At 69.2% G+C, this 23,274-nt stretch carries 20 protein-coding genes; 9 read left to right on the top strand and 11 right to left on the bottom strand.

Going from position 1 to position 23,274, the window contains the following annotated elements; all coding sequences use genetic code 11:
* Positions 1 to 235: 235 nt before the first annotated feature.
* Both I2501_RS23415 and lspA read left to right on the top strand, forming a co-directional pair.
* A complete protein-coding gene (locus tag I2501_RS23415) occupies positions 236 to 697 on the top strand; it encodes a TraR/DksA family transcriptional regulator (protein WP_408022771.1) in 462 nt (153 codons plus the stop codon).
* A 100-nt stretch (positions 698 to 797) separates the two neighbouring features.
* A complete protein-coding gene (lspA, locus tag I2501_RS23410) occupies positions 798 to 1,448 on the top strand; it encodes a signal peptidase II (RefSeq protein WP_215909929.1) in 651 nt (216 codons plus the stop codon).
* Positions 1,449 to 1,517: 69 nt separating this feature from the next.
* On the opposite strand, the gene I2501_RS23405 is transcribed toward lspA, so the two are convergent.
* Genes I2501_RS23405 through I2501_RS23395 form a run of 3 tightly spaced genes read right to left on the bottom strand, consistent with a single transcriptional unit; the run spans position 1,518 to position 4,209 of the window.
* On the bottom strand, positions 1,518 to 2,270 hold the full coding sequence (locus I2501_RS23405; RefSeq protein ID WP_196196322.1) for an amino acid ABC transporter ATP-binding protein: 753 nt from the start codon (positions 2,268 to 2,270) through the stop codon (positions 1,518 to 1,520).
* Between the two features lie 11 nt (positions 2,271 to 2,281).
* Entirely contained in the window at positions 2,282 to 3,223 is a 942-nt protein-coding gene (locus tag I2501_RS23400) for an amino acid ABC transporter permease (RefSeq protein ID WP_328806559.1), read from the bottom strand.
* A 41-nt stretch (positions 3,224 to 3,264) separates the two neighbouring features.
* Positions 3,265 to 4,209 carry an ABC transporter substrate-binding protein gene (locus I2501_RS23395; protein WP_196196138.1) on the bottom strand — a complete coding sequence of 315 codons (945 nt, stop codon included), beginning with the start codon at positions 4,207 to 4,209 and terminating at the stop codon, positions 3,265 to 3,267.
* 252 nt (positions 4,210 to 4,461) lie between these two features.
* On the opposite strand from I2501_RS23395, the gene I2501_RS23390 reads away from it, so the two are divergent.
* The 4 genes from I2501_RS23390 (at position 4,462) to I2501_RS23375 (ending at position 9,003) form a co-directional block, all read left to right on the top strand.
* Positions 4,462 to 5,400, top strand: coding sequence for an RluA family pseudouridine synthase (locus tag I2501_RS23390; RefSeq protein WP_196196137.1), 939 nt, complete (start codon positions 4,462 to 4,464; stop codon positions 5,398 to 5,400).
* Between the two features lie 79 nt (positions 5,401 to 5,479).
* A complete protein-coding gene (locus I2501_RS23385; RefSeq protein ID WP_196196320.1) occupies positions 5,480 to 5,905 on the top strand; it encodes a GNAT family N-acetyltransferase in 426 nt (141 codons plus the stop codon).
* 4 nt (positions 5,906 to 5,909) lie between these two features.
* Positions 5,910 to 7,499: a Na+/H+ antiporter gene (locus tag I2501_RS23380; RefSeq protein ID WP_196196136.1), complete on the top strand. Its 1,590-nt coding sequence runs from the start codon at positions 5,910 to 5,912 to the stop codon at positions 7,497 to 7,499.
* A gap of 190 nt (positions 7,500 to 7,689) precedes the next feature.
* Positions 7,690 to 9,003 (top strand): amino acid permease, encoded by a 1,314-nt coding sequence (locus I2501_RS23375; protein WP_196196319.1) that lies wholly within the window; start codon positions 7,690 to 7,692, stop codon positions 9,001 to 9,003.
* On the opposite strand, the gene I2501_RS23370 is transcribed toward I2501_RS23375, so the two are convergent.
* The gene (locus I2501_RS23370) at positions 8,987 to 11,086 is read right to left on the bottom strand and encodes an ATP-binding protein (protein WP_196196135.1); all 2,100 of its coding nucleotides are present in this window, start codon (positions 11,084 to 11,086) and stop codon (positions 8,987 to 8,989) included. The genes I2501_RS23375 and I2501_RS23370 overlap by 17 nt on opposite strands.
* Positions 11,087 to 11,186: 100 nt before the next feature.
* Positions 11,187 to 11,678, bottom strand: coding sequence for an Lrp/AsnC family transcriptional regulator (locus I2501_RS23365; protein WP_196196134.1), 492 nt, complete (start codon positions 11,676 to 11,678; stop codon positions 11,187 to 11,189).
* Positions 11,679 to 11,827: 149 nt separating this feature from the next.
* Here I2501_RS23365 and I2501_RS23360 point away from each other — a divergent pair, with 149 nt between their 5' ends.
* Positions 11,828 to 12,790: a DMT family transporter gene (locus tag I2501_RS23360; protein ID WP_196196133.1), complete on the top strand. Its 963-nt coding sequence runs from the start codon at positions 11,828 to 11,830 to the stop codon at positions 12,788 to 12,790.
* On the opposite strand, the gene I2501_RS23355 is transcribed toward I2501_RS23360, so the two are convergent.
* A complete protein-coding gene (locus tag I2501_RS23355; RefSeq protein ID WP_196196132.1) occupies positions 12,783 to 13,340 on the bottom strand; it encodes a Uma2 family endonuclease in 558 nt (185 codons plus the stop codon). The genes I2501_RS23360 and I2501_RS23355 overlap by 8 nt on opposite strands.
* Positions 13,341 to 13,450: 110 nt before the next feature.
* Positions 13,451 to 14,476, bottom strand: coding sequence for a mechanosensitive ion channel family protein (locus I2501_RS23350; RefSeq protein WP_196196131.1), 1,026 nt, complete (start codon positions 14,474 to 14,476; stop codon positions 13,451 to 13,453).
* Between the two features lie 149 nt (positions 14,477 to 14,625).
* Here I2501_RS23350 and dnaE point away from each other — a divergent pair, with 149 nt between their 5' ends.
* Positions 14,626 to 18,183, top strand: coding sequence for a DNA polymerase III subunit alpha (dnaE, locus tag I2501_RS23345; RefSeq protein WP_196196130.1), 3,558 nt, complete (start codon positions 14,626 to 14,628; stop codon positions 18,181 to 18,183).
* Between the two features lie 133 nt (positions 18,184 to 18,316).
* Here the strand turns inward: dnaE and I2501_RS23340 are convergent, their stop codons facing one another.
* The 4 genes from I2501_RS23340 to I2501_RS23330 all read right to left on the bottom strand — a co-directional run bounded on the left by I2501_RS23340 (position 18,317) and on the right by I2501_RS23330 (position 22,235).
* On the bottom strand, positions 18,317 to 19,525 hold the full coding sequence (locus I2501_RS23340; RefSeq protein ID WP_328806586.1) for a M14 family zinc carboxypeptidase: 1,209 nt from the start codon (positions 19,523 to 19,525) through the stop codon (positions 18,317 to 18,319).
* A 53-nt stretch (positions 19,526 to 19,578) separates the two neighbouring features.
* Entirely contained in the window at positions 19,579 to 20,238 is a 660-nt protein-coding gene (locus tag I2501_RS40690) for a hypothetical protein (protein WP_328806558.1), read from the bottom strand.
* A 120-nt stretch (positions 20,239 to 20,358) separates the two neighbouring features.
* The gene (locus tag I2501_RS23335) at positions 20,359 to 21,156 is read right to left on the bottom strand and encodes an ABC transporter permease (RefSeq protein WP_196196318.1); all 798 of its coding nucleotides are present in this window, start codon (positions 21,154 to 21,156) and stop codon (positions 20,359 to 20,361) included.
* Between the two features lie 80 nt (positions 21,157 to 21,236).
* Complete coding sequence (locus tag I2501_RS23330) at positions 21,237 to 22,235, bottom strand: ABC transporter ATP-binding protein (RefSeq protein WP_196196128.1); 999 nt, start codon at positions 22,233 to 22,235, stop codon at positions 21,237 to 21,239.
* 233 nt (positions 22,236 to 22,468) lie between these two features.
* Between I2501_RS23330 and I2501_RS23325 the strand changes: the two genes are divergently transcribed.
* Positions 22,469 to 23,227, top strand: a complete 759-nt coding sequence (locus I2501_RS23325; protein WP_196196127.1) for a hypothetical protein — start codon at positions 22,469 to 22,471, stop codon at positions 23,225 to 23,227.
* Positions 23,228 to 23,274: the final 47 nt, after the last annotated feature.

Below are 23,274 nucleotides of genomic sequence, written 5' to 3'. Positions count from 1 at the left end.
AGACGCCTGACGGAATTCCGCTGATGCAGCCGGACGAGTGGTGGGGCAAACTCCGGTATGTCCCGTTGTGACGGGATTCGTCACGCATTATCGTTCCGGCACCACACCGTTCCGGCGTCAGGACAGCCGGCCAGTCATGCACGAAGGGGTCGAGGGAATGGCGGACAAGGCAAGGAGCGGAGCAGGCGCGCGTCGCTGCGCCGGAGTGTCCGTGGGCGACCCGGGGGAGAGCATCGTGACGCGCAACAAGACCACGGCTGCCGCCCGGACCCACCAGGCCACCGGCGCTCGTCTGGACCCGGCCTCCCTGCCGGTCCGACCCGGTGAGGACGCGTGGACCGCCGAGGAGGTCCTCGAACTGCAGACGGAGCTCGACGCCGAGGCCGCCGAGCTGCGCGCCGAGATCACCACCTCGGAGGAGGCCGTCAGCGGCCTGATGCGCGACTCCGGCGACGGCGCGGGCGACGACCAGGTGGACGCGGGCACCAAGAACATCTCGCGCGAGCACGAACTCTCCCTGGCCGCCAACGCCCGCGACATGCTGGCGCAGACCGAGCGGGCGCTGCTGCGCATCGCCAGCTCCTCGTTCGGGCTCTGCGAGTCCTGCGGCAAGGCGATCGGCAAGGCCCGGGTCCAGGCGTTCCCGCGCGCCACGCTCTGCGTGGAGTGCAAGCAGAAGCAGGAACGCCGGTACTGAGCCGGTAGCAGCGGCGGCGGAGCCGACAGCGGAAAACCCGGCGCGGCCCTCTACCGCGTCGGGACGGCTCAGTGCCGTACCCTCGACGGCGAAAGCCTCACTGGATCACGGTCACGCGGAGCGCATCATCAGTACCCACGGTCACCAGAACACCGAGGCCGACGTTTCCGCAGCCGTCGAGTCCGAGGCGTCGGCGTCGGAAAGCACGGATGAGCACACGGACGAACGTACGGACGAACGTGCGGATGTCCCCGCCAAGCCCAAGAAGCGCCGGATCGGCATCCTGCTCGTCGTCGCCCTGCTGGCCTACCTGCTCGACCTGGGTAGCAAGCTGCTGGTCGTGGCCAAGCTGGAGCACCAGAACGCCATCCAGCTGATCGGCGACTGGGTGCAGTTCGACGTGATCCGTAACGCCGGCGCGGCCTTCGGCATGGGCCAGGCGATGACCGTCGTCTTCACCCTGATCGCGGCCACCGTCATCGTGGTGATCATCCGGCTGGCCCGCAAGCTCTACAGCCTGCCGTGGGCCGTCGCGCTCGGCCTGCTGCTGGGCGGGGCCTTCGGCAACCTGACCGACCGGATCTTCCGTTCGCCGGGTCTCTTCCGCGGTGAGGTCGTCGACTTCATCTCGGTCAAGCACTTCGCCGTCTTCAACCTGGCCGACTCGGCCATCGTCTGCGGCGGCATCCTGGTCGTGCTGCTCTCCTTCCTGGGCACCAACCCGGACGGCAGCGTCCAGCGCGACAAGTAGCCCGTGACGGACGCGGGGCCGGACAGCAGCTGCTGTCCGGCCCCGCGTTTTTGACAGAACCCCGCTTTTTCACAGCACCTTGGACAGGAACGCCTGGGTGCGCTCGTGCTGCGGGTTGGTGAGCACCTCGCGCGGGTGGCCGGACTCGACCACGACGCCGTCGTCCATGAAGACCAGCGCGTCGCCGACCTCCCGGGCGAAGCCCATCTCGTGGGTGACCACGATCATGGTCATCCCGTCCTCGGCCAGTCGGCGCATGACGTCCAGGACGTCCCCGACCAGCTCCGGGTCAAGCGCAGAGGTGGGCTCGTCGAAGAGCATCAGCTTCGGCTCCATGGCCAGCGCGCGGGCGATCGCCACGCGCTGCTGCTGGCCGCCGGAGAGCTGGGACGGGTAGTTCCCGGCCTTGTCGGCCAGCCCCACCCGGGCCAGCAGCTCCTCGGCTTTGGCCCGCGCGTCCGGCTTGGCCATGCCCTTGACCCGGACCGGGGCCTCAGTGATGTTCTCCAGCGCGCTCATGTGCGGAAACAGGTTGAACCGCTGGAAGACCATGCCGATGTCGCGGCGCTTGCGGGCGACCTCGCGGTCGGGCAGCTCGTGGAGCTTGCCGCCCTTCTCCCGGTAGCCGACCAGCTCGCCGTCGACGTAGAGCCGTCCGGCGTTGATCTTCTCCAGGTGGTTGATGCAGCGCAGGAAGGTGGACTTCCCCGAGCCGGACGGGCCGACCAGGCAGAACACCTGTCCCTGCTGCACCTCCAGGTCGATGCCCTTGAGCACCTCGACCTGGCCGTAGCTCTTGTGCACCTGCGCGGCGCGCACCATGGGTTCGAGACTCACGCGGCACCTCCGGCGCGCTTGACGCTGAACACGTTCCTGCGGACCTTCTGCCAGGGCGTGTCCGGCAGCGCGCGGTTGGCGCCGCGCGCGTAGTACCGCTCGACGTAGTACTGGCCGACGGAGAGGATCGAGGTCAGCAGCAGGTACCAGAGGCTGACGGCGACCAGCGCGGGGATCTCGTAGAAGGTCCGCGAGGCGATGTCCTGGCCGGCCCGGGTGAGGTCCTCCAGGGCGATGGCGGAGACCAGCGAGGTGGTCTTCAGCATCGAGATGGTCTCGTTGCCCGCCGGGGGAATGATCACCCGCATGGCCTGCGGCAGCACGATCCGCCTCAGGGTCTGCGGCTGGGTGAGGCCGAGCGAGTGCGCCGCCTCGGTCTGGCCCTCGTCCACCGACAGGATGCCGGCCCGGACGATCTCGGCCATGTAGGCGGCCTCGTTCAGCCCCAGGGCCAGCGTCGCCGCAGTGAACAGGCCGACCAGGTCGTTGTAGTTCCAGGTCACGAAGGTCGGCCCGAACGGGATGCCGAGGCCGACGGTCGGGACCAGCGCGCCGAGGAAGTTCCAGAAGAAGAGCTGGACCAGGACCGGCGTGCCGCGGAAGACCCAGATGTAGATCCACGCCACCCCGGACAGCACCGGGTTCTTCGACAGCCGCATGACGGCGAGCAGGATGCCGCCGACGATGCCGATGACCATGGCGAGCACGGTCAGGCCCATGGTCCGGCCGAGGCCGGCGAGCACGGTGGGGTAGGTGAAGATCTGGCCGATCACGTCCCAGTGCAGGATGCTGCTGGTCACCATCAGGTGGGCCAGCATCGCGGCCAGCACGGCGATCACGGCCACGGCCACCCAGCGTCCGGGGTGCCGGACCGCGACGGCCTGGATCTCCTCCGGGCGCTCCCGCTCGGGGAGCGCGGTGTCCTGAGGAATGGTCACGACTCTCTCTACTCTCAGGTGGGGAGGGACGGGACGAGTGGTCAGCTGGCGGCGGCGTTGATCAGCACCTTGTCGGCGGTCAACGCGCCCGAGTCGACACCCCACTTGGTCAGGATCTGGCCGTACGTACCGTCCTTGATCAGGTCCTTGATCGCGCCCTGGACCGCCTGGGCCAGCCGGCCGTCGTTCTTCGGGATCGCGATGCCGTAGGGCGCGGTGTTGTAGTCCTGGCCGATCTTCATCAGCTGGCCCTGGCCCTGCTTCACCGCGTAGTCGATGACGGGGGAGTCGGCCAGCATCGCCTGGTCGCGCTTGGCGATCACGGCGGAGGTGCTGTCGGTCTGCGCGGTGAACTGGTCGCCGTTGTCGGGGACCTGGGCCTTGCCCGCCTTCTTGCAGGCCGGGTTGATGGTCTGCGCGATCTCGGCGGACTCGGTGGTGTTGGCCTCCACGGAGACCTTGACGCCGCACAGGTCGGCGGCGACACCGGTCAGCTTGTAGGGGTTCCCGGTGAGCGTGGCGATGGCCTCGCCCGCGTTGTAGTACTCGACCATGTCGACCTGCTGCTCGCGGGCCTTGGTGTCGGTGAAGGAGGAGAAGCTGAGGTCGTACTTCTTGGCGGTGATGCCGCCGAGGATGCTGCCGAAGTCGGCGCTCTGCCACTGGGTCGTGAGGCCCAGCTTCTTGAAGATCGCGTTCCCCAGGTCGACGTCCATCCCGACGATGTTGCCGCCCGCGTCCTTGAACTCGGACGGCGCGTAGGTGGAGTCGGTGGCTATCAGCACCGTTCCCTTGGACTTGAGCGCCGCCGGGACCATGGCGACCAGCGCGGGGTCGGTGCCCTCGCTGTTCACGGTCTGCGAGGCGTCGGGAGCGGCGCCGGAGTTTCCGCCGATCTTGGAACTGCCGCAGCCGGTCAGCAGCAGCGAGCCGATCGCCGCGACGGAGCCGGCGAGGAACAGGCGCTGCGAGAGGGAACGGGCCATGAGGGTTTTCCTCCTGCGGTACGAGTGCGGTGCGAGGCGCGGTGCGGTACGTACACGTGCGTTCAGGGAGGAAGTGTTGCAGGCCCCAAAGTGCCTTGCTCCCCCGTGAATTGAGACCGCATCCTCTCACCCGTCAACAGGGCTGCAGCAGTTCTTCCTGATCAAAATCAGGTAACGGCTGTCTGCGTGCGCACAGTCGCCGTGCGCTGCGGGAGGCGGGGGCACGGCCTCCGGTCCGGCATACTCAATACGGTGAGCACCGTTCCCCAGATCCGCGCCCTGCCCGTGCCCGACGGCCTCGAAGGTGAGCGCGTCGACGCCGCCATCGCCCGGATGCTCGGCTTCTCCCGGACCAAGGCCGCCGAGCTGGCCGCCGAGGGCAAGGTCACCATGGACGGCGCGGTCGTCGGCAAGTCCGACCGCGTGACCGCCGGATCCTGGCTGGAGGTCGAGATCCCCGCTCCGCCGGCGCCGGTGCAGATCGTGGCCGAGAAGATCGACGACATGAAGATTGTCTACGACGACGATCACTTCGTCCTGGTCGACAAGCCGGTCGGCGTCGCGGCCCACCCGAGCCCGGGCTGGACCGGGCCCACCGTGATCGGCGGCCTGGCCGGGGCCGGCTACCGGATCTCCACCTCCGGCGCGGCCGAGCGCCAGGGCGTGGTCCACCGCCTGGACGTCGGAACCTCCGGACTGATGGTCGTCGCCAAGTCCGAGCAGGCCTACACCTCGCTCAAGCAGCAGTTCCGCGACCGGGTCCCGGAGAAGCGCTACAACGCGCTGGTCCAGGGCCACCCGGACCCGATGTCCGGCACCGTCGACGCGCCGATCGACCGCCACCCCAGCCACGACTGGAAGTGGGCCGTGGTCGCCGACGGCAAGCCGTCGGTCACCCACTACGACCTGATCGAGGCGTACCGCGCGGCGTCGCTGCTCGACATCAAGCTGGAGACCGGCCGCACCCACCAGATCCGGGTGCACATGTCCGCGCTGCGGCACCCCTGCGTCGGCGACATCACCTACGGCGCCGACCCGACGCTGGCCAAGCGGCTCGGCCTGACCCGCCAGTGGCTGCACGCGGTCTCGCTCGGCTTCGAGCACCCGGCGACGGGCGAGTGGGTCGAGTTCACCAGCGACTACCCGGCCGACCTGGCCCGCGCCCTGGAGATCATCAGTGCGGAGAGCTGAGGCACAGGGGGGCTCCGCGAGCGACGTGGCGGGCGTCGTGGCTGGCGACGTGGTGATCACCGTCGCGACGGAGACCGACATGGCCGACGTCCGCGCGGTCCGCCTCGAGGTCTTCGTCGAGGAGCAGAACGTTCCGGTCGAGCTGGAGTACGACGCGCTCGACGCCACCTCCGTGCACCTGCTGGCGCGCGCCGCCGACGGGACGCCGGTCGGCACCGGTCGCCTGATCCACGGCGCGGAGGCCCTGGCCGAGACCGGCCGTCCGGGCGTGGTCCTGCTGGGCCGGCTCGCGGTCAGCAAGCGCGTCCGTGGCACCGGGTTGGGCGCCGCCCTGGTCCGCGCGATCGAGGACGAGGGCCGCGAGCGAGGGGGCCTGGAACTGGAGTTGCACGCACAGGTCGCCGCCCTCGGGTTCTACGAGAAGCTCGGCTATGTCGCTTTTGGCGACGTGTATCCGGATGCTGGCATTCCGCACCGGAGTATGACGAAACGTCTGGCAAGATAGCCGTGTGGCGCAACTGATCCTTCTCTTCACGGTCTTCCTCTGCGCCATCATCACCACCCCGCTCGCCGAGCGGATCCGGGTCCCGCAGCCCGTGCTGATGACCATCATCGGCTTCGTGCTGGCCGTGCTGCCGTTCGTCCCGAACGTCAGCCTGGAGCCCGACCTGATCCTGCCGTTGGTGCTGCCGCCGCTCATCTACGCGGCGGCCCAACGCTCGACCACGCGCTACTTCCGGCAGAACTACCGGGTCATCCTGCTGCTCGCGGTCGCCCTCGTGGTGGTCACCACGGTGGCGGTCGCCGCGGCCATGCACTGGATCACCCCGGGGATGCCGATCGCCGCCGCGGTCGCGCTCGGCGCGCTGATCTCCCCGCCCGACCCGATCGCGGCCGGGGCGGTCGCCCAGAGCGTCGGACTGCCGCGACGGTTGATGGGCATCCTGGAGACCGAGGGTCTCTTCAACGACGTCACCGCACTGGTCGTCTACGGCCTGGCCATCGAGGCCGTGGTCTCCGGGGAGTTCTCGACGGCGGAGGCGGTGTGGCGACTGCTGCTCTCGGCGGTGCTCGCCGTCGTCTTCGGGATCAGCATCGGCTGGCTCAGCGGCAAGGCGATCGGACTCCTCAGCGACGCCACCCTGCAGGTGGCGCTCAGCATGCTGGTGCCGTTCGCCGCCTACGTGCTGGCCGACCGGCTGCACGGCTCCGGCGTGCTGGCGGTGCTGGTCTGCTCGCTCTGGATCAACGACCACGCGGTCGGCGCGGACGACGTCAGCTTCCGCCTGGTCGGCTCGGCCTTCTGGGACGTGGTCGAACTGCTGATCTCCGGCATCGCCTTCGGGCTGATCGGGCTGGAGTGGTCCAGCGTGCTCAAGGAGGTCGGCCGCGGCTGGCCCTCGATGCTGGGCGACGCGGCGCTGGTCATCGTCGTCGTGGTCGGCGTCCGGCTGATCTGGCTGCTTCCTGGCGCCTGGTTCACGGCCTGGCTGGACCGACGGATGGGACGCCGGGAGGACGCCGCTCCGCTCGGCTGGCGCGAGTCGGTCGTGCTGTGGTGGTCGGGCATGCGCGGGGTGGCCTCGGTCGCGCTGGCGCTCGCCATCCCGTTCACCGTGCACGGCGGGGCGGAGTTCCCGCTGCGCAACGAGATCGTCTTCATCGCCTTCTCTGTGGTCATCTTCACGCTGCTCTTCCAGGGGATGACGCTGCCGCTGGTGGTCCGCTGGCTCGGCCTCGCTCGCGACCAGGACGCCGAGGACCACGAGGAGCGCCGCCTCTGGTACCGGGCCAGCCGCGCCGGGCTGATGCGGCTCAAGGAGATGGCCTCGGGCGAGGAACTGCCGGAGGAGCTCGTCGACCGCCTGAAGCAGCGTCAGGTCGACCGGCTCGCAAGGAGCAGACCCGATCTGTACGACGATCGGCAGCGCGAGGAGTGGAAGCAACGGGTGAAGGCCGTGAAGACCTTGCGCAGGGTCGAGTCCGAGATGCTCGCGGCATCCCGGGAGGAGATGCAGACGGCCCGCACAGAACCCGGCGCTGACCCGGAGTTGGTCGACCGGGTGATCCGCCAGCTCGATCTGCGCAGCGAACGCTGACGGTCGGCGAGTGGTACAGACCCTTCAAAACCCCATTTATGCTCTTTAGGCACCCGCACGAAAGGGGCCCCTGCGCATCGTGAGCAAGGACCTGACCCAGACCGGGACCAAGGGCGTCCCAGGCGAGATCGACCTCGACGACGCCGGCGACGCCGGTTACGCGAAGTCCTTGGCGCCACGTCACATCAGCATGATCGCCATCGGTGGCGCGATCGGCACCGGGCTCTTCCTCGGCGCCGGCGGCAGGCTCGCCATTGCCGGGCCCTCCCTGGCGATCTCCTACGCGATCGCGGGCGTCTTCGCCTTCCTGGTCGTGCGCGCCCTGGGCGAGCTGGTGCTGCACCGGCCCTCGTCCGGCTCGTTCGTCAGCTACGCACGGGAGTTCCTCGGCGAGAAGGGCGCCTACGTCGCAGGCTGGATGTACGTGCTCAACTGGGCGACGACCGGTATGGCGGACATCACCGCCGTCGCGCTCTACGTGCACTACTGGGGAGCGTTCAGCTCCGTGCCGCAGTGGCTGCTCGCCCTGATCGCGCTGGCCGTGGTCGTCTCGATCAACCTGATCTCGGTCCGCCTCTTCGGCGAGATGGAGTTCTGGTTCGCGATCATCAAGGTCGCGGCCATCGTGGTCTTCCTGATCGTGGGCATCCTGCTGCTGGCCACCCAGCACAAGGTCGGCGGGCAGACGCCCGGTCTCCACATGATCAGCGACAACGGCGGGTGGTTCCCGCACGGCCTGGCACAGATGATCATCGTGCTTCAAGGTGTGGTCTTCGCCTACGCCGCCATCGAGATGGTCGGCATCACGGCCGGCGAGACGGCCGAACCGGCGAAGGTGGTGCCGAAGGCGATCAACTCGATCAGCTGGCGCATCCTGCTCTTCTACGTGGGTTCGGTAGTGCTGCTGGTGATGCTGCTGCCGTGGTCGGCCTACCACGCGGGGGAGAGCCCGTTCGTCACGGTCTTCTCCAAGCTGGGCGTCCCCGGCATCGGCGGCATCATGAACGCGGTCGTGCTGACCGCGGCGATGTCCAGCCTCAACTCCGGCCTGTACTCCACCGGCCGCATCCTGCGCTCGCTCTCCGCCGCCGGTTCCGCGCCCAAGTTCACCGGCGCGATGAACTCCCGTGCCGTCCCCTACGGCGGCATCCTCTTCACGGCGGGCTTCGCCCTGATCGGCGTCGCGCTGAACGCCTGGCTGCCGGGCGAGGCCTTCGACATCGTGGTCAACATCGCCTCGCTGGGCGTGATCTCCACCTGGGTCATGATCATGATCTGCCACGCCCTCTTCGTCCGCCGCGCCAAGGCCGGCCACGCGGAGCGCCCCTCCTACCGCCTCGGCGGCTCCCCGTGGGTCGAGATCGTCACGATCGCCTTCCTGCTCTTCATCGTCGTCGACATGGGCGCCCAGGGCGGCGACGTGGGCCGCTGGACCGTCCTCCTCATCATCCCGATCGCAGCGGCCCTCACCATCGGCTGGTACGCGATCAGGCGCCGGAGCTGAGCTCCTCGATTTCCTGGAGCACGTCCGCGGCCGTCGGGTCACTGAGTTGTTCCAGCAGGTGATGGGCCTGCTGGAACGCCTCGAGTGACTCGGTGCTGCGCCCGAGGTCCCGCAGGCACCGGGCGAGCTCGCGCAGGGCCCGGGCCTGAGCTGGTGAGGCCCCTGACGCCTGGAACCCCGACGCTGCGTCGGCGAAGGCGGACCGGGCGGCGTCGAGTCGGCCTCGCCGCAACGCGACGTGCCCGAGTCCCTCATGAGTGTCGGCCACGTTGATCCGATCCGCGGAATGCGCCAGACCCATGGCCTCCTGGAAGCTCTCCTCGGCCAGGTCGACCTCGTCTCGGAGGAGTTGAAGTCGGCCGAGTTGAATCAGGGAGATGGGAAGCTCCCGGCCGCCGCGCGGCCGCCGGATGCGCAGGGCTTCCGCGATGACAGGGCTGGCTTCGTCGATGCGGCCCTGATCCAGCAGGACAGAGCCGAGGTTGTTCAGACTCTTGCCTTCCCCTTCGGCGTCCCCCAACTCCCGCCACAGGTCCGCGGCCAGCCGGTCGAGCTCGGCGGCGGAGTCCAGACGGCCGGCCTCCCTGTAGGCGCCGCCCAGGCTCATCAGGCACCAAGCCTCTCCCCAACGGTCGCCCAGCCGACGGGCGGCGCGCAAAGCTACCTCGCACATGTCGATCCACTGGTCGTCATAGCCTCGCAGGTGCAGGAAGGTGATCAGTGCCATCGCTGTGCGCCAGCAGAGCGCGTCTTCTCCGCGCTCGTCTGCCAGGCGGATGCCGGCCAAGAGGTTCGAACGTTCCAGCTCGCACCAGGCGAGAGCATCCTCGTAGGAGGCGAACGTCGCGCTGACCTCGGGGTCGTCAAGGACATGACGGCGACCAGGGGCCAGAGCTCGGTCGGCGGCATCAGTGTGCGCGAGATAGAAGTTGAGGAGCCGTTCCGTCGCGGGGCCGACCTCGTCCTGCTCGACGTGTTCCGCTGCGAACGACCGGAGCAGATCATGGAAGCGGAAGCGCGCCCGGTCCGATTCCTCAAGAAGGCTGAGTTGTACCAGGCGGTTCAACTGACGTGCGGCCTCCCGCTGTTCGAGCGCCGACAGGGCTGCTGCGTCGCTGACGCCGAAGTCCTCACCCGGGTGAAGACCGAGCAGCCGAAAGGTGCGCGCAAGATCAGCCGGCAGATCGTCGTACGAGGCCGCGAAAACCATGTGAACCTCCGTGGATGAGTCTCCGTCAAAGGGCGAGAAGGCGTGGAGAGACGGCCGAGGCCCGAGCAGTTCTTCGGCAATCTCCTCGGCGGCTGTACTGAAGGGCAGGTCGGCTCTGGCACCGATCCGGCTCTGGACGATTCTCAGCGTGAGCGGCAGATGGCCGCAGCTCTGTGCGAGGCGCGCCGCCAGGGCGACTTCCGACGGCCCGGCCGCGTCGGTCCCAGCGGTGAGCAGGGCGACAGCGTCCTCGTTGTCGAACGGCCTCAGGCGGATTCTGCGTGCTCCTGACTCTGCGGCCAGGCCGGACAGTTGGTTGCGACTGGTGATAAGGGTGAGAGCACGGGGCGAGGACGGAATCAGCGCTCGCACTTGTTCGGCCGACGAGGCGTTGTCGAGCAGGACCAGGAAAGACCGGTCGCTGGTCCAGGTGCGGAAGAGCGCGGCCCGACTCTCCTCGTCCGCAGGGATCTTGGACTCGGGAACGTCCAGGGCACGGAGGAACTGATCGAGCACCTCGTGCGCGGTAGCAGGACGCCCCTTGGAGAAGCCGCGCAGGTTGGCGTAAAGGTGACCGTGAGGGAAGCTTTCCGCGACGCGGTGCATCCAGTGCACCGCGAGGGAGGTCTTCCCGACTCCGCCCATGCCTGAGACGATCACTACCCCCGTGGACGGTCGACCATCGGCCCCGCCGAGCAGAGCGTCGAGCTCCACCTGGAAGGTCACGCGGTCCCGAAAATCCGAGATGGGGCGTGGAATCTGTCGAGGTACTGGCAGCGGCTCGTTGGCCGGTGCTCCGATGAACGTCAGATTGTGGACCGTATCGGCCTGCACGGCGTTGACCGCGGAGCCGGAGAAGTCGTTGGTCGACACCGCTCCATGATGCGTGAACTGGCTTCAGGAATCAGGTAGTTCTGCGCGAACCGGTTCGCCTTGGTGCGGGTCGGTGATTCTTTCGGCCACGCGCGGCACGTCAGTTTGCTCCTTCGGTGGTCCTGGTCCGGGAGGGGACCGGCTGGGGGAAGACGCGGGTGTGCTTGACGCTGCCGAAGGCGAACTCGGACTCGATGGACGCGATCCCCGGGATCGCGTGGAGGCGGGTGCGGACCAGGCGTTCGTAGGCTTGGAGGTCCTCGACGACGATGCGGAGCAGGTAGTCGGTGCTGCCCGCCATCAGGTAGCAGTCCTGGATGTGGTCGATCTGCTGGACGTGCTCCTCGAAGGCCTCGACGCTCGCCGCGGTGTGCCGTTCCAGCCGGATCCGGACGAAGGCGGTGACCGGCAGGCCGAAGACGGACTGGTCGACCAGGGCCGTGTAGCCCTCGATCACTCCGGACTCCTCGAGCCGACGCACCCGGCGCAGGCAGGGGGAGGGGGAGAGCCGGACGCGGTCGGCGAGCTCCTGGTTGGTAAGGCGGCCGTCCTGCTGCAGCTCGCGGATGATCGCGCGGTCGACGGTGTCCATGTGCGCCATGCCTCCTTGGGGCCGTATCTGTGGCAGATTCTGCCTCTTGGCAGGTCTCTGGAGACATTTTTAGCAATCGCATGCCTCGCCTGTCGCCATAGCATTGCCGATGTTCCCCCAGCTTTGGCATCCAGTGGAGTTGTGCCGTCATGTCCCTCAGCACCACCGCGGCCGTCCCTACTGTCGAAGCCTCGGCCCCGCGCCCGGCCGGACGGCGGGTGGCCGATCCGCTCGGTGTCACCGCGTTGGTGGCGACGGTCTGCCTGTGGAGCGCGTTCGCGCTCAGTGACCGCGCGTTGGCCTCGTCCACGCTGCGCCCGGCGGATGCGGCGCTGATCCGTTTCGGTCTCCCGGCGCTCGCCTTCGCGCCCGCGTTGTGGCGTCGCCGGGCCCAGTTCACGCGGGCGGCGGGCCTGCGCTGGGCGCCCGTCGCGAAGATCGTCCTCGGTGGCGGCGTGCCGTTCTACCTGGCGGTGACCTACGGCGGCGCGCTCACCTCGGCGGCGTTCGTCGGCGCGCTGGTGCCGGGCATGGTCCCGCTCTTCGTCGCGGCCCTGGCCGCCCGCGGCGGGCGCGTCCCGCGTGGGCTCCAGGGCGTGGGCCTCGGGCTCATCGGCCTGGGCGCGCTCGCTCTCGTCGGGCCCGACCTGGTGGGCGGCGGTGGCCACACCCTGGGCGGGGTCGGCCTGTTGCTGCTCGCCAGCGGCCTCTGGGCCGTCTACACCGTCGGACTGCGCGAGATCTCGCTCGACCCCGTCGCGTCGATGGGCCTGCTCTGCGTCCCGACCGTCGTCGTCATTGCCCTGCTGTCCCTCGCGGGCGTGCTGCCGAGCACGCTCCTCACCCAGGCCTCCCACGCCGCCCCGCGCGACGTGCTCGTCTTCCTGCTCGTCCAGGGCGTCGGCACCGGCATCTGCTCCGGCCTCTTCTACGCCACCGCGATCCGCCGCCTCGGCCCCGAACGCTGCACCACCGTCGGCAGCCTCAGCCCCGTCCTGACGGCGGCCGCCGCCGTCCCCCTGCTGGGCGAGTCACTGACCCTCCCCGTGTTGGCCGGGACGGCGTTCGTGGCGGCGGGCGTGATGCTCGCGAACCGACGGAGTGTCAGGTGAAGGGCGTCGTGTCGAGTCTGAAGCTGAAGGGCTCGGGCAGGTCGATGGGTTTGCCGAAGCTCACGCGGATGTCCGTCTGGTAGTCGCCCTGCTCGGGGTTCGTGAACAGGGTGACCTTGCCCGCGGCGCGGTCGACCAGCAGGTAGCAGGGGATATCTGCCTTGGCGTAAGCGAGTCGCTTTGCCTCTCGGTCCATGTCAGGGCGTGTCGAAGACACCTCCAGGACCAGGAGGACCCCCAGCGGATCGGCCCACGGCTCTGCGTCCCGGAACCTACCCGCCGCGACCACCGTGCCGCCCGGAACGAACAAACACCCGGGGACGACAAGGCCCTTGTTCGGCAGGAAATCGACATCAAGCTCCGCGTGGCGATGGAGCTGTCTTGCCACGTTGCTGATGAGGGTTCCGTGGGCGCCATCCGACGGTGGGGACACAATGATCTTCCCCTCGGTCAGTTCGGTGCGGAAGCCTTCGGAAACCGACAGGTTGAGCACGGCGTCGACAAGGTCTCGATGCGACGAGTCCTGAGTGGAGTGTTCAGTGGCGGCCATCCGCGCCCCCGATCGGTCGGCCCATGTGTGCTGGTTCCTACAGTGAGGAAGCTAGCGCGGGGCACTGACAGATCGCGGTGATCGCTGGAGGTCTCACCCGAAAGTGTGCGCTACTCGCCGGTGCGCACGCGCGGGAGCGCGCCGGGGTGCTTGTCGCGGAGCCAGGCGAGGAGCTCCTCGCGGGCGCGGCACTTGAGGGTGAAGGCGTCGTCCGGGTTGCGCGCTGTCATCGTCGCGCGGACCACCATGGTCGAGGGCGTGGTGTCGAAGACGACCAGCCCCCAGTCGCGGCCGTCCCACTCCTTGCTGCCGACCAACAGCTTGCGGAACTCCTCGCGGAGTTCCGGGACCGGGGTGGTGTGGTCGAGGTGGAGCAGGACCGAGCCGGTGGTGTGCGGGTCGGCGCGGGTCCAGTTCTCGAACGGGCGGCTGACGAAGTACGAGACCGGGACGACCAGCCGGCGCTGGTCCCAGAGCCTGACGACCAGGTAGGAGAGGGTGATCTCCTCGACCGTGCCCTGCTGTTGCTCGACCACCACGGTGTCGCCGATTCGGACCATGTCGCCGAAGGCGATCACCAGCCCGGAGAAGAAGTTCCCCAGCGTGCTCTGCGCCGCGATACCGGCGACGATGCCGATCAGCCCAGCCGAGGCGAGCAGTGAAGCGCCGAGGGTGCGCATGCCCTGGAAGGTGAGCAGCATCGCGGCGACGGTGACCAGGATCACCAGCGCGCTGGCGGTCCGCCGCAGGATGCTGATCTGGGTGCGGACCCGCTGCACCCGCGCCGCGTCGTCGGCGAACTCCCGGTAGCGGGCGAAGAAGGCGGACAGGACCGCCGACAGCACCCGGTTGACCAGCCAGCCGACGGAGGCCATCAGCGCGAGCAGCAGGCCGTGCCGGACGTCGCCCGCATGGCTGTCGAAGAGCTGGGCGAGCGGCGCGTTCGCCAGCAGCAGCGACAGGCAGACGACGAACTGCAGCGGGATCCTGATGCGCCGTAGGGACGGCCAGACGGTCGTCTCCGGGTGCCTGGCGGCGATCCGCTGGAGCGCCTTGTCGACCAGCCAGCCGATGAGCAGGGTGAGGCCGATGGTCAGGGCGACGGCGATCAGCTGCCCGATCACGTTCCAGCTCATGGCTCCTCGGTCATGACGGGATCTGGGACATTTCGATCATTTTGCCACGGCTGTCGAACGGGCCTGTCCAGCTTGAAGTCGATCTTGGATCTCCATAAGGTTGCCATGGTTCCCGTGTAAACCTGTGCGCCTAGAGGGGGCCCCGCAACGTGGCTGACAGCTTCGTTCACCTGCACGTTCACACAGAGTTCTCGATGCTGGACGGGGCCGCGAAGAACGGCAAGATGTTCGCCGAGGTCGAGCGACAGGGTATGCCCGCGATCGCGATGTCCGACCACGGGAACATGTTCGGCGCGTACGAGTTCTTCCAGATCGCCAAGAAGCACCCGGTCAAGCCGATCATCGGCATCGAGGCCTACGTCGCGCCCGGCAGCCGCACCCACAAGAAGCAGACCTTCTGGGGTCAGCAGGGCGGCCGGATGGCCGGTGGTGACGCCAGTGGTGAGGGCGGCAAGGACGTCTCCGGCGGTGGCCGTTACACCCACATGACGATGTGGGCCAAGAACGTGGGCGGCCTGCGGAACCTGTTCCGGCTCTCCTCGCTGGCCTCCATCGAGGGCTACTACATGAAGCCCCGGATGGACCGGGAGATCATCTCCCAGCACGCCGAGGGCATCATCGCCACCACCGGCTGCCCCTCGGGCGAGGTGCAGACCCGGCTGCGGCTCGGGCAGTACGAGGAGGCCGTCGCGGCGGCCTCGGCGTACCAGGACATCTTCGGCAGGGAGAACTACTTCCTTGAGCTGATGGACCACGGGCTCGACATCGAGCGCGACGTCCGGATGGACCTGCTGCGCCTCGCCAAGGACCTGAACATCCCGCTGCTGGCCACCAACGACTCGCACTACGTCACCGCCGACCAGGCGGACGCGCACGACAACCTGCTCTGCATCGGCGTCGGCAAGAACAAGGACGACCCGAACCGCTTCAAGTTCAACGGCTCCGGCTACTACCTCAAGACCGCCGAGGAGATGCGCGCCCTCTTCTCCGAGCTGCCGGAGGCGTGCGACAACACGCTCCTCGTCGAGTCGATGATCGAGCCGTACGACGAGGTCTTCGACTTCGTCGACCGGATGCCGCAGTTCGACGTGCCGGAGGGCGAGACCCAGGTCAGCTACCTGCGTCAGAAGATCGGCGAGGGCCTCAAGCGGCGCTTCGGCGACAACCCCGGTCAGGACGTGCTCGACCGGATCGAGCTGGAGATGTCCGTCATCGACCCGATGGGCTTCTCCTCCTACTTCCTCGTGGTCGCGGACATCTGCCAGCACGCCCGCGACAACGGCATCCCCGTCGGCCCCGGCCGTGGTTCCGCCGCAGGCTCGATGGTCGCCTATCTGACCGGCATCACCCAGCTCGACCCGATCGAGCACGATCTGCTGTTCGAGCGGTTCCTCAACCCCGAGCGCATCAACCCCCCGGACGTCGACATCGACTTCGACGACCGCCAGCGCGACCAGATGGTCCGCTACGTCAGCGAGAAGTACGGCGCCGCGTACACGGCCCAGGTGAACACCTTCGGCACCATCAAGGCCAAGGCCGCCGTCAAGGACTCCTCGCGCATCCTCGGCTACCCCTTCGCCATGGGCGACAAGATCACCAAGGCGATGCCGCCGGACGTGATGGGCAAGGGCGTCCCGCTCAAGGACCTCTTCGACTCCGAGCACGCGCGCTACAACGAGGGCACCGAGATCCGCGCCCTCTACGACAACGAGCCCGACGTCAAGAAGATCATCGACACGGGCATGGGCATCGAGGGCCTGATCCGCGGCACCGGCGTGCACGCCGCGGCCGTCATCCTCTCCTCGGCCCCGCTGCTGGACCTGATCCCGCTGCACATGCGGGACAAGGACGGCACCATCATCACCGGCTTCGACTACCCGTCGTGCGAAGCCATGGGCCTGATCAAGATGGACTTCCTGGGTCTGCGCAACCTGGGCATCATCGATCACTGCATCAAGATCATCAAGGCCAACCGTGGCGTCGACGTCGACTGCGACGAGATCCCGCTGGACGACCCGGTCACCTTCCAACTGCTCCAGCGCGGCGACACCCTGGGCGTGTTCCAGCTCGATGGTGGTCCCATGCGCGCGCTGCTGCGGCTGATGAAGCCCACCGAGTTCGCCGACATCTCCGCCGTCTCCGCGCTGTACCGTCCGGGCCCGATGGGCATGAACTCGCACACCAACTACGCCCTGCGCAAGAACGCCCAGCAGGAGATCACGCCGATCCACCCGGAGCTGGAGGAGCCGCTCAAGGACGTCCTCGGCCCCACCTACGGTCTGATCGTCTATCAGGAGCAGGTGCAGCGAGCCGCGCAGGTGCTGGCCGGGTACAGCCTCGGACAGGCTGACCTGCTCCGCCGAGCGATGGGCAAGAAGAAGAAGGAGGTCCTGGAGAAGGAGTTCGTCCCCTTCCACGCGGGCTGCAAGGAGCGCGGCTACTCGGACGAGGCCATCCAGGCGGTGTGGGACGTGCTGGTCCCGTTCGCCGGCTACGCCTTCAACAAGTCGCACTCCGCCGCGTACGGGCTGGTCTCCTACTGGACCGCCTACCTCAAGGCCAACTTCCCGGCTGAGTACATGGCCGCGCTGCTCACGTCCGTCGGCGACGACAAGGACAAGATGGCCATCTACCTGGCCGACGCGCGTGCCCAGGGCATCCGCGTGCTCTCGCCGGACATCAACGAGTCCGTCACCGACTTCACCGCCGTCGGCGAGGACGTCCGGTTCGGGCTCAAGGCCATCCGCAACGTCGGTGAGAACGTCATCGACTCGCTGGTGGAGACCCGGAAGACGAAGGGTAAGTACGTCACCTTCGCGGACTTCCTGGACAAGGTCGAGCTCCCGGTCTGCAACAAGCGCGCCGTCGACTCCCTGATCAAGGCCGGTGCGTTCGACTCGCTGAGCCACACGCGACGCGGCCTGGTCGCCGTCGCGGAGAACGCGATCGACGCGGTCATCGGCGTCAAGAAGCAGGCCGCGATCGGCCAGGACGACCTGTTCGGCGCGATCGACGACGGCAACGACACCCCGACCATCGGGCTGGACTTCGTCCTCGACGAGAAGGAGTGGCCGCGCAAGCACCTGCTCTCCACCGAGCGGGAGATGCTCGGCCTGTACGTCTCGAGCCACCCGCTGGACGGCGCGGAGCACATTCTCGCGCGCAACCGCGACACGTCGATCGCGGAGCTGCTGGGGTCCGGGCGGACCGAGGGCGAGGTCAAGCTCTCCGGGCTGATCACGTCGGTGGACCGCCGGATCAACAAGGCGGGCAACGCGTGGGCGCTGATCACCCTGGCCGACCGTGACGGCTCGGTCGAGGTGCTGTTCTTCCCGAAGACGTACATGCTGCTCAGCGAGATGCTGGTGGAGGACAACGTCGTCGCGGTCAAGGGCCGCCTCAACGAGCGGGACGGTGCGCTGAGCATCTTCGGCTCGGAGATGCAGCCGCTCGACATCTCCGCGGCGGAGCACGGCGGCAAGCCGCCGGTCCAACTCACCATCCACGAGCGGAAGATCAACGCCCAGCTGGTCGCCGAGCTGAAGCGCGCGATGCAGGCGCACCCCGGGGACGTCCCGGTCCGGCTATTGATGGAGGGTCACACCCGCAACGTGCTCTTCGAACTGGGCTTCCTGGTGGACCCGGACAACGGCTTCGCCAGCGACATCAAGGGAATGCTGGGCGCGGGCGCCTGGGCGGCGGTGTAGCCGCTAGCCGCCAGGGGCGCGAGGCTCTGCGCGACAAGCCACCCACGACAGTTGGTCCTCAACATGCAGGGCCATCCGCACCGGGTGGTTGATCGCGCAGTTCCCCGCGCCCCTGAGGTAGTGCAACTGAAGGTCAGTGACGGAGGTTGGCGGTCGCCAGGCTCGCTGCCGCCCGTACCAGCCGGATCTGGTGTTCCACCTGACGGTCGATCGGGAGCCACTGCGGGGTGAACCGCGCCGCGTACTCCGCGCACCACGCGCGGAGGAGGCCGTCGAGGCGGTTGTGGAGTTCCGCGTCCGAGGGTGCGTCCGCGCAGCGGCGGAGCATCGCCGCCGCGCGCAGCGGGATGCGGTGGGACCAGAGTTCGAGTGACGCCACGCGTCCCCCGCTGAGGACCGGCGGCAACTGCGGGCCGCCCGGGAGGGAGACGCGCGGGTCCCACTCGTCCGCCAGCGGCGCGCACGCGCTCAGCGCCGAGCGGGCGCCTCGGGTCAGCGGGCCGTGGTCGCGCAGCCGGGCGAGGAGGCCGGAGAGCAGGTGCGCGCGGGAGCGCAGGCGGTCGGCCGCGGCCGTGAGCGCCGGGCCGGGGTCAGGGCAGGGCGTGGGGTCGGCTAGAGACCAGCTGGTCCACTGCGGGACCTCGGCGATGACGGTCTCGCCGCCGTAGTGGGTCGGCGCGTGCCAGGTCGTGGTGCCCAGCTCGCGTGAGCTGGCGTGGGTGTGGGTGCGCCGTTCGTCCGGTGGGGAAGGCGGCATCACGAAGATGCCGGGCGCGGGGGAGGGCCAGTAGAACGCGTCGTACGGCCCGTCCTCGACGGGGATGCCGAGCTCCGTCGCGCTCGCCGTCAGCGTCCGTTCCAGGCCCGGGAGATGACGGGTGGTCTGCACGAAGGTGCCGCCCACGTCGGTGCCGTGCAGGGAGCACTGCAGGAACGGCCGCCGCTCCTCGATGACGCGGAGCAGCGCCTCGCTCTCCGGCGGGGCGGCGCCGACGGACGGCGCCCACTCCGGCTGCTCCTCGCCCGCCGGGCGGAACAAGCCCCGGAGGTGCGCGAGCAGGTCCTCCGGCTGCTCACCCGCGCACTCGACCAGGCGCGCGCCGTCCGGGTCCAGGCAGAGCAGGAAGTCCCAGCCGATCCCGTGCTCTTCCGCGGGTTCGGCGAGGACGCGTCGGGCCAGCTCCAGAACGGTGGCACCGCCGACGCACTCGTTGGAGTGCGCGCCGGCGACGACGAGGGCGCGCCGGGGCGCGTCGTCCACCGTCAGGAGTTCGAGCGGCTGACCGGCGCGGGACTGTCCAACGGTGAGGAGACGGGCACGGTCCGGGTGCCGGGTCGCCAGGTCGCGCGCTGTCTTGCCGATTTCGTCGAGGGTGGGAAACCGGTCCGTTTCGGTTACTCCTCCGGCTGGGAGCGGGCGGGGGCGCTGCCGGCCGCTTCCGCCTCGGGGTGCCCGTCGCGGGGCGTGAAGAGGGAGGTGGCGGCCACCAGGGTCAGCAGTGCCGCCATCGGCCAGACCACCAGGGTGGACTTCGCCCCCAGCGCCAGCGGGCGCGGGAAGTTCTGGCCGACCTTGGTGGACTGGGCCAGAGCGATGATCGACTTGCTGTCGAGATGGATACCCAGTTGCCAGGCGATCCAACTCGCCGCCAGCCCCCCGAGCGTCAGCCCGATCGGGACGCTGATCCCGCCGTGGCGCTTCTTGGTGATCAGGTACGCGATCACTCCGGCCACGATGCCGAAGCAGGCCCCGATGATCGCGAAGGTGCCGTCCGCGGCGATCTGCTGCTCGCCCTCGGGGTCGCGCAGGTAGACGGCGCTGCCGTCGGAGTAGAGCGGGACCTTGGGGGCGAAGGTGTGCCACAACAGCCCGAAGAGCAGCCCGACCAGGGCCGAGCCCAGGACGAGGGCGGCGCCGGTCAGGATCTCCCGCTTGATCTCGCGCGGCGGCTTGGCCGGCTCGGCGGGCAGGGTCCACTGCGTGGGCGGCTCGACCGGACCGGCCGACTGCGGGTGGGGACCCTGGGGTGTCTCAGGGGCGTTGGGTGCGGTCACCGGGACATGGTCGCACGTCCGCTCGCCTGTCGCCCGAACGGGACCGTGGGACAGGGCCCATGACTCACGCTAGCTCTTACGTCCGACTCACGCCCGGCTCGCGGCCGACCTACGCCCGACTCACGCCCGGGTCGCGGCCTTGCGGTAGGCCCAGGTGGAGACGGCCAGCGAGAGCACCCCGACCAGGCCGCAGACGACCAGGTCGACGACGACCGCCGTCCAGTCCGGGCGTGCCGCGAAGCTCCGGGCGAAGGCCTCGACGCCGTACGTGGAGGGGAGCAGGTCGCGCAGCCACTGGATCGCCTCCGGCATGTGGCTCGCGGGCAGCACACCGAGCAGCAGCGCGGCGGACATGCCGAGCTGGCCCAGCAGCGTGGCGATCTCCTGCTTCGGAGCGAGCAGCCCGCACGCCGCGCCGACCCCGGCCAGCGCCGCGCCCGCCAGCGGGATCACCGCCAGCACGATCCACACGTGCACCCAGGGGAGTTGGAACATCGCGCAGCCGACGGCCGCGGTCACGACCGTCCCGGGCACGGTGAAGGACGCGTACGCCGCGGCCGTCCCCAGCACCACCGACGCGGCGGGGACCGGCAGCGTCGCGTAGTGGTCGAGGCCGCCGGTCGCGCGCAGCTTGCCGAAGTACTGCGACAGCAGGTTGAGCGCCACGAAGGCGACCACCAGCACCGCGGAGCCGGCCACGACGTCCTGCGCCGCCTCGGTGTCGTGCGCGCCGACGACGCCGCGCATCATGATCAGGATGCCCAGCGACTGGAAGGTCGCCACGAACATCAGCGGGATCCGGGCCACCTTGGCCCGGGAGAGCTGGGCCCGGTAGACCGCGTTCAGCGCGGGCAGCACGGAGGCGCGCGGCGCGAGCGGGAAGGCTGCTTCGGGGGTGCCGGTGACGGTCGGGGCCACGGCGTCGCTCCTGTCGACCGGATTCGACGTGGCGGCCGTGGTGGCGGTGGCGGCCGTGGCGGTGGTGGCGGTGGTCGCGCTCACTTCTCGAACCCCTCGTGTCGGCCGCCGAGCAGCAGGTAGACGTCCTCAAGACTGGGTGTGCTGAGCGAGAAGTCGTCCAGCGCCGCGAAGGCCGGACCGCCGGTCACCTGGGCGACCAGCTCGCGGGCGTCGTCCGGGTCGGTGCGGACGGTCCAGCGGCGACCGTTGACGGCGGCCCGACGGGACAGCTCGGCGACCACGGGCAGGTCGGTGGGGGCCTCCTCGCGCCAGACCAGGTCGAGCCGGACGTCGCCGTCGACCATCGCCTTGAGGCCGCCGGGGGTGTCGCACGCGATGATCCGGCCCTCGTCGACCACGGCGACGCGGTCCAGCACCGTCTCCGCCTCGATCACGTTGTGGGTGACCAGCAGCACCGTGGTGCCGTCGGCGGCGCGTCGCCGGTCGACCGCGGACCAGACGGCGCGGCGGGCGATCGGGTCCATGCCGGTGGTCGGCTCGTCCAGCACCAGCAGCGGGCGCGCGCCGACGAGCGCCGCGCCGAAGCAGGCGAGGCGGCGCTGGCCGCCGGAGAGCTTGGCCAGCGGGCGGGAGGCGATCGGGCCGAGGGCCAGCTCGTCGATCACGTCGGCGGTGGCCTGCCGGGCGTCGGCGGTACCGAGGCCGCGCAGCCGGGCGGTGGTCTCGACGGCCAGGTGCACGGTCAGCTCGTCGAGCGCGGTCGACTCCTGGCCGAGGTAGGCGAGCAGCCGCGCGGCACGGTCGGGGTGGCGCACGATGTCGTGGCCGAGGATCTCGACGCTGCCGGAGTCCGGACGCAGCAGACCGGTGAGCTGACGGACCAGCGTCGACTTGCCCGCACCGTTGGGGCCCAGCAGGCCGAAGACCTCGCCGCGGCGGATCTCCAGCGAGATCCCGGCGTTGGCGCGTACCTCGGTGGCGTTCGCGCCCCGGCCGACCCGGTACGTCTTCACCAGGTCCCGCACCGAGCAGCAGGGTGTGGCCGTGCCGAGCGGCGTCGGCTGCGGTGTTGCCACCGTGTTCACGTGCTCCCTCACCGGCCCGGGATCTCTGTGTGGGGTCTCGCTGTGCTGCGGGCGGCGCTGCGGTTCGCCGGCGCTGTGCGTGGTTGGTGCTGCGGGCCGTCGGAAAGCCTACGCCGGAGGCGGCCGGTGATGTCGGCAGGGGTGGACGGTTCCTTCCCGCGTTCGGCGACAATGGGGGCCGGTCGGGGACAATGGGGCCGGGTCGAGCCGTTTGGAAGAGGAAGATGCGCAGAAGGTCCGTGCTCCTGGTGGTGTCCGGAGTGCTCGCGGTGGGCGGGATAGTGCTGCCCTCCATCGGGCAGAAGCAGACCAGCGGGGACACCCGGATCGTCTCCGTCGAGGTCAACGGCGGGAAGCCGGTGGTGCTCGGGCCGACGGACCGCACCAGCTTCACCTTCGCGGTCACGGCGAAGGACAAGTCCGGGATCAAGTCGGTCGACAAGATCGGGATCTGGGGCGGCAACTACGGCGTGCTGCGCCCCTCGTCGACCACCTGCGTGGCCAAGAACAAGGAGGTCTCGGTCTGCACCGGGACCGTCTCCGTCGACATCGCCAAAGAGCAGCTCTTCGACGACATGGCAGGTCAGTGGCACGTGGAGGCCACGGCCAACGCCAACGACGGCGACCACTTCGAGTCGGACACGGCGGGCGACTTCTTCATCAAGAAGTCCGCCTCGGCCGTCATCACCGGCGTCCCGCCGACCGCCAGCACGGGCCAGCCGATCGAGGTCGAGGGCCAGTTGCAGCAGCCCGACTGGCAGACGCAGCTCTGGGTGCCGAACACCGGCCAGCCGGTGCTGCTCTGCTTCAAGCCGCAGGGCGGCTCGACGTGGCAGACCGTGAAAAAGACCACAACGGACAGCCAGGGCTACATGTCCGCGTCGGTCAAGGTCACCGGGACCGGCACCTATGCCTGGGTCTACCAGGGCAGGTACTGGTCGATGCCGGTGACGACGTCGCCGGTCCAGGTCACGGTGTCCTGAACCCGGGACGCCCGGCCCGGTTGCGGCAAATCGGGGACGATGCGCGT

It is taken from the genome of Streptacidiphilus fuscans, from assembly GCF_015690355.1.
In the GTDB taxonomy this organism is placed as follows: Bacteria; Actinomycetota; Actinomycetes; order Streptomycetales; family Streptomycetaceae; genus Streptacidiphilus; species Streptacidiphilus fuscans.
Note: the sequence above shows the minus strand (reverse complement) of the source record. Positions and strands in the feature narration are given on the sequence as shown.